Origin of the sequence: Microbacterium sp. HSID17254 (assembly GCF_003989315.1) — a bacterium.
Lineage (GTDB): Bacteria > Actinomycetota > Actinomycetes > Actinomycetales > Microbacteriaceae > Microbacterium.
On the sequence record NZ_RBLT01000071.1, the window covers coordinates 1 to 6,426 of the forward strand.

Below are 6,426 nucleotides of genomic sequence, written 5' to 3' on the forward strand. Positions count from 1 at the left end.
TGGGGGTGCGGTCGCCAGCGGCCGTGGGGGTGGGCGTGCGACGGAGGCCGAGCGCCCGCCCGTCCGCATCGAACAGCGCCGACTTGATGTCCGTCCCGCCGACGTCGAAGGCCAGGACGGGCGACCCGGCGCCGAGCGTGCGCACCGCGGCGAGCTTCTCGCCGGCCTCGTCCCTCGCGACGTCGGGGATCGCGTCCGCGGCGTCGTTCGGGGTCATCGCTCGGCTCCGGGGATCGCTGGCGTCATGCATCCAGGATGACGGATCGCGTGAGGTTGCGCGGCTGGTCGGGGTCGAGCCCGCGGGCCACGGCACGGTCGAGGGCCGTCCGGTGCAGGCGCACGAGGTCGGCGAGCGGGTCGATAGCCCGGTGCTCGAAACGGGCGCCCGTGGCGCGCACCTCCGCGGCCAGGCCTTCCGGTGCCTCTCCGAACTGCCACGTCACCCGGCCCGGCGCGGCGATGGCGATCGGACCGTGACGGTAGTCCATCGACGGGTACGCCTCGGTCCACGACTGCGAGGACTCGCGCAGCTTCAGGGCGGCCTCGTGGGCCAGGCCGATCGTCCAGCCCCGCCCGAGGAACGTGTACTGCTCGGCGTCGCGCAGCTCGGTGTCGTCGCCCTCCTCGGCGAGCACGGCGGTGGCGTCGGCGATGGCTCCGGAGAGGTCTTCGCCCAGCGACGCGCGGAAGAGGGCAAGCGCGGTCGTGGCGAAGCGCGTCTGCACGACCGACTGCTCGTCGGCGAACGGCAGCAGCACCGCGTCGTCGACGAGCGAGACGAGCGGGGAGTCGGGGTCGCCGATCACGCCGATCGTGCGGGTGCGCGCCTTGATGCGGTCGACGAGTTCCAGCACCTCGGTCGTGGTGCCGGAGCGGGTGAGGGCGACGACCGCGTCGTAGCCGCGGTCGATGAAGGCCTCGGACGCCGCGAAGGCATCGGTCTCGCCATGGCCGGACGATTCGCGCAGCGCGGCGTACGACTGGGCCATGAACCACGAGGTGCCGCAGCCGACGACCGCGACCCGTGCCCCGCGGGTCGGCAGGAGGGCCTGCTCGGCGGTGAGCTCGGCGGCGGTGGCCCACATCTGCGGCTGGGAGCGGAGCTCTTCGCGCATGTGCGCGCCGGGCAGCGAATCGGTCATGAGGAGGCCTTTCGGACGAGTTGTTGCGTACTTGTGATTGTTTCGAGCGTGATCCGATCATAGTATTTCGTCCCAAGAGAGCAACATCTTGATTTGTTTGTTTGCCTGACAAATAATCGGGACGAGTTCCCCCGAGCCCCCGCTCGGACGATCGCGACCACCTCGGCGGCGTGATCAACACGCACCGTCGCGTGGAGTGTTCTGCGACTGTGCACCACCCCCCTCTCCGGAGAGCGGATCCCGCCCGCTGGAGCAGCACCCACAGTGAGGAATGCAATGCCCATGAACAAGTCACGGCGATACGGGGCCGCAGCGGTCGCGGCCGTCGCCACGCTGTCGCTCGCATCCTGCGGTTTCGGTGGATCGGGAGGAGATAGCGGCGGCGGCGACGACGCCAGCACGCTCGACCTGCTCGTCCCCAGCTACTCCGACGCCACGAAGGGTCTCTGGGAAGACGTCATCGACGGTTTCACGAAGGACAACCCCGACATCACCGTCAACCTCGAGGTGCAGTCGTGGGACAACCTCGAGAAGGTCATCTCCACGAAGGTCCAGGCCGGCGAGGCGCCCGACATCTACAACGGCGGCCCCTTCGCGGGCTTCGTCGAGGACGAGCTGCTCTACCCGGTCGAGGAGGTCGTGTCGGACGACGTCTACTCCGACTTCCAGGACTCCTTCCTCGCCAACGCCGAGGTCGACGGCACCGCCTACGCCCTGCCGATGATCGCCTCCGCGCGTGCCCTGTTCGTCAACAACGACCTCCTGTCCCAGGCGGGCGTCGAGGCGCCGACCGACTGGGACTCCCTGCTCGACGCGGCGACCAAGGTGTCCGGGCTCGGCGGCGGTGTCGCGGGCTACGGCATGCCGCTCGGCTCGGAGGAGGCGCAGGCCGAGGCCGCCGTCTGGCTCTGGGGCGGCGGTGGATCCTTCGGCGACGCGTCGGAGATCACCATCGACACCCCGGAGAACCTCGTCGGCGCCGAGCAGATCAAGAAGATGATCGACGCCGGGGCGACCCAGGCCGACCCCGGCTCAACGCAGCGCTCCCCGCTGATGGACATCTTCATCCAGGGCAAGATCGGCATGCAGGTCGGCCTGCCGCCGACGGTCGGCCAGATCGCCGACAACAACCCGGACCTCGACTACTCGATCGTCCCGATCCCGACCGAGGACGGCTCGCCGTTCACCCTCGGCGTCATGGACCAGCTCATGGCGTTCGAGAACGACGGCGACAAGCAGGAGGCGATCACGAAGTTCCTCGACTACTTCTACTCGCCCGAGGTCTACGTGCCGTGGGTGCAGGCGGAGGGCTTCCTCCCCGTCACGAAGTCCGGCGCCGAGGAGCTGTCCGGCGAGGAGGCCCTCAAGCCGTTCCTCGACGTGCTGCCCGACGCGCAGTTCTACCCGTCGACCAACCCGAAGTGGTCGGCCGCGGACGGCGCCTTCAAGTCGCTGTTCGGACAGATCCAGGATCAGCCGGCCGCCGATGTGCTGAAGCAGATCCAGGACCAGGTGGACGCGGGCTGACCCGCGGAACGGAGAGGTTCGGGAATCCCCCATGAGCCAGACGACAGAATCCTCGAACCTCGCGGGGGCGGCCACCGGCCGCCCCCGCACCCCGGACGCCGGGACGGCCGTGCGCGGTCGCCCCGGCGGGCGGGACCTCCTGCAGGCGCTGCCGTGGATCGCCCCCGCGCTGGTGCTCATCATCGGCGTGGTGCTGTTCCCCGCCGGCGTCATGTTCTTCAACTCCACCCGCGACATCTCGCTGTCGGGCCTGGACAAGGGCTCGGTCGGCTTCGACAACTTCGTGACCGTCTTCACGTTCCCGGAGTTCTGGCCGATCTTCGTCCGCACGATCGTGTGGGTCGTGTCGGTCGTGCTGTTCACGGTCGTCATCTCGCTCGGACTCGCGCAGATCCTCAACAAGGCGTTCCCGGGTCGCCAGCTCGTGCGGATGGCGGTCATCGTGCCGTGGGCCGCGTCCGTGGTGATGACCACGATGGTCTTCTACTACAGCCTCGAGCCGTACTTCGGGGTCTTCAACAAGTTCCTCTACGACATCGGGCTCTCCGACGACGCGGTGGGCTACGGCTGGACGAAGAACCCGACGACGGCGTTCGCCTGGTCCATCGTCATCGCGGTGTTCGTGTCGCTGCCCTTCACGACCTACACGATCCTCGCGGGGCTGCAGTCCGTCCCCGCCGATGCGATCGAGGCCGCCAAGATGGACGGCGCCGGAGCGGCCCGCACCTACTGGTCGATCGTCCTGCCGCAGCTGCGGAGCGCCCTCGCCGTGGCGATCCTCATCAACATCATCAACGTCTTCAACTCGCTGCCGATCCTCAAGGTGATGACCGGGTCGATCCCGGGCTACGGCGCCGACACGATCATGACGCTCATCTTCAAATACATCGAGCTGCAGAAGAAGGTCGACGTCGCGAGCGCCCTGTCGGTCGTGGCCTTCCTCATCGTGATCGCAATCGTCGCGGCCTACGTCAAGATCGTCAAGCCCATGAAGGAGGTCTGATCATGACCGTGACCGAGACCGCCCTCGTGACCACCGCCGACTCCCGCGGACGACGCACCCCGCCGATCCCCAGCCGCCGGCGCCGCTACACCGCGGATCAGGTGACGCTCCCCCGGGTGATCCTGCGCACCGCCGCCGGGTTCCTCGTGCTCGCCATCTTCGTGCTGCCGTACCTCATCATGTTCTTCGGATCGGTGAAGACGAAGGCGCAGATCCGCTCGGTCGACCCGACCTACCTCCCGGTGGAGTGGCATTGGGAGAACTACCTCACGATGTGGTCGACGCCCGAGACGCCGCTGCCGTACAACCTCGTCTCGACCATCGTCATCTCCGTGTTCGCGACGCTCCTGGTGCTGCTCGTGTCGCTCCCGGCGGCGTACTACACGGCCCGGTTCCGGTTCCCCGGCCGCATGGTGTTCCTGTTCCTCGTGATCGTGACGCAGATGCTGCAGCCGGCGGTGCTCACGTCGGGCCTGTTCCGGCAGTTCACCGTCCTCGGCCTCGGCGACACCTGGACCGCGATGATCTTCATCAACGCGGCCTTCAACCTGTCGTTCGCCGTGTGGATCATGCACTCGTTCTTCGCCGGCATCCCCAAGGAGGTCGACGAGGCGGCGCAGATCGACGGCGCCGGGCGCCTGACGGTCCTGTTCCGGATCAACCTCCCGCTCGTCTGGCCGGGCATCGTCACCGCGATCGTGTTCACGTTCGTGGCCTGCTGGAACGAGTTCGCCGCCTCGCTGGTGATCCTGTCGACGGACAAGAACCAGCCGCTGTCGGTCGCGCTCACGAAGTTCGTCGGTCAGTACGAGACGAGCTGGCAGTACGTGTTCGGCGTCTCGATCGTCGCGATCCTGCCCGTCATCATCCTCTTCATGCTCATCGAGAAGCGTCTCGTCGGCGGCCTCACCGCCGGCAGCGTGAAGTAGCCCGTCCCGGTTCCCGTCCCCCGGGTTCCCGTCCGGCGCCCCTGCACGACCGCGGCGCGCGGGCAGGGGTTCCGGGCGGATCCGGTCGTGCGCCCGTACCCGGATCGTGCAGCCGGAACATCCGACGGGAGTGGTCAGGGGCGGGTCGGGGGCGGGATCAGGGGCGGGGGCCGCCGGCGCGGAGCTGCTCGGGGCTCCATCGCACGCCGAGGACGGCGGTGAGGGCGGCCTGCGCGGGGCCGGCGGAGGGGGCGACGCGCGGATCGGCGTACCGGATCGGGATGTCGGCGGTGCCGCGGGCGGGGTAGCCGCTCTCGGCCCGCACCCGCTCCAGGAACCGGGGGCCGAGCTCCGTCGCGGGGCCGCCGATGACGACCTCGATCGGATCGAGCAGCGCCCCGATGAGCTTGATGGCCCGGGCCAGCGCCCGCGCCCCGTCGTCGATCAGCGTCTGATCCGCCCGGGCGACGAGGGCGCGGACCGCCGACGCGTCCAGGGCATCCGAGAACTCCTCGCCGACCATCGGTCCCATCGCGGCCGCCGACTCCAGGCAGCCGCGCCGCCCGCAGCGGCACGGGCGGGCGGCATCGCCGAACACCACCTGCACGTGCCCGATCTCCCCGGCACGGTCGCGGGGTCCGGGCGCGAGCTCCCCGTCGAGGGTGACCGCGGCGCCGATGCCCCCGCCGCTGTGGATGAACAGGCGGTAGCCCGAGGGGGCGGCGTCCAGCCCGGCCTCCGCGATGGCCTCGGCATCGACGTCGTTGACGAGGAGGACCGGGACACCCGCGATGCTCTCGAAGCGCTCCGCCAGCGGCACCTCGTGCCACTCCAGCTGCACGCTCTCCAGCACCGTGCGGCCGTCCGTCGTCCCCGGGACCTGCACACCGACCGCGAGCAGCCGCGACCCGGTTGCGGCGACGACCTCCGCGACGGTCTCGTCGAGGACCCGGTCGCGCGTCTGCATCGTGTAGGAGATGCTGCGTCGTTCGACCTCGGAGCCGTCGAGCGCGACGAGCGCCAGGTACGCGCTGGTCGGCTGCACGACGAGCACGAGGATCAGGTGGTGCTCCGCGTCGATGCTGAGCGTGGTCGCGCGCTTGCCCCCCGTGCTCACCGCCTGCTCGCCTTCGGCGATGAGCCGGTGCTCGATGAGTTCCGCGACGAGGGACGATGCGGTCGCCGCCGTGAGGCCGGTCGCCCGCGCGATGCCGGCGCGGGTCTGCGAACCGGAGGCCTGGAAGACGAGCTGGAGCGCCCGTCGCAGGTTCGCTCGCCGAACCGCCGCCTGGGTGTCCAGCGCGTCGTCGTGGGTGAACATCTGCGGGTTCCTTCTCGGGGCCGAGGTCCGTCGATTGACAGCGCGCGTACCGCTCCGTACGCTCGGTCCGTTAGTTTATTCATTGAACTTAGTCAGCCCGAGCGTCGATCGGGAGGAGCATCGTGCGCTACCCCCAGATCCTAGAGCGCCCCGCGGATCGGGCACGAGCCGCGCAGCCACCGGGCAACGGTCACGCCCGCGGTATCCGGGAGCGGAACCGCGCCCTCGTCCTCCGCACCCTCATGGAGCAGTCCGCCCTGAGTCGCGCCGATCTGTCCCGGCTCACCGGCCTCGCCCGCCCCACCGTCTCCGAGGTCGTGCGCGACCTGCTCGCCGACGGTGTGATCCGGGAGAGCGGACCCAGCCAGGAGTCCCGGCCGGGGAAGCCCGCCGTGATGCTCGAGTTCGATCAGCGTGCCGTCCAGGTCATCGCGCTCGACCTCTCCGCACCCGACGACATCGTCGGCGCACTGGCCTCGCCGGACGGCCGCATCGCGCACCGCC

The 6,426-nt window shown here is 69.6% G+C and carries 6 protein-coding genes and 1 pseudogene; 4 read left to right on the forward strand and 3 right to left on the reverse strand.

Translation table 11 applies throughout. The features are described from left to right. Both D8M34_RS17440 and D8M34_RS17445 read right to left on the reverse strand, forming a co-directional pair. Nucleotides 1-217: pseudogene (locus tag D8M34_RS17440) on the reverse strand (ROK family protein); the annotation flags it as partial. A 25-nt stretch (nt 218-242) separates the two neighbouring features. Next, the gene (locus D8M34_RS17445) at nt 243-1,142 is read right to left on the reverse strand and encodes an SIS domain-containing protein (protein WP_085604321.1); all 900 of its coding nucleotides are present in this window, start codon (nt 1,140-1,142) and stop codon (nt 243-245) included. A gap of 276 nt (nt 1,143-1,418) precedes the next feature. Here D8M34_RS17445 and D8M34_RS17450 point away from each other — a divergent pair, with 276 nt between their 5' ends. From D8M34_RS17450 to D8M34_RS17460, 3 genes are read left to right on the forward strand one after another with little or no spacing between them, the layout of a single operon-like run. Further along, nucleotides 1,419-2,669, forward strand: a complete 1,251-nt coding sequence (locus tag D8M34_RS17450; protein ID WP_238695709.1) for an extracellular solute-binding protein — start codon at nt 1,419-1,421, stop codon at nt 2,667-2,669. 31 nt (nt 2,670-2,700) lie between these two features. Continuing rightward, the gene (locus D8M34_RS17455; protein WP_025104199.1) at nt 2,701-3,672 is read left to right on the forward strand and encodes a carbohydrate ABC transporter permease; all 972 of its coding nucleotides are present in this window, start codon (nt 2,701-2,703) and stop codon (nt 3,670-3,672) included. 2 nt (nt 3,673-3,674) lie between these two features. Next, on the forward strand, nt 3,675-4,601 hold the full coding sequence (locus D8M34_RS17460; protein WP_174235406.1) for a carbohydrate ABC transporter permease: 927 nt from the start codon (nt 3,675-3,677) through the stop codon (nt 4,599-4,601). A gap of 157 nt (nt 4,602-4,758) precedes the next feature. Here the strand turns inward: D8M34_RS17460 and D8M34_RS17465 are convergent, their stop codons facing one another. After that, nucleotides 4,759-5,922: an ROK family protein gene (locus D8M34_RS17465; RefSeq protein ID WP_126894654.1), complete on the reverse strand. Its 1,164-nt coding sequence runs from the start codon at nt 5,920-5,922 to the stop codon at nt 4,759-4,761. 122 nt (nt 5,923-6,044) lie between these two features. Between D8M34_RS17465 and D8M34_RS17470 the strand changes: the two genes are divergently transcribed. After that, nucleotides 6,045-6,426 (forward strand): winged helix-turn-helix domain-containing protein (locus D8M34_RS17470; RefSeq protein ID WP_126894655.1); only part of this gene is annotated, 382 nt, incomplete at its 3' end.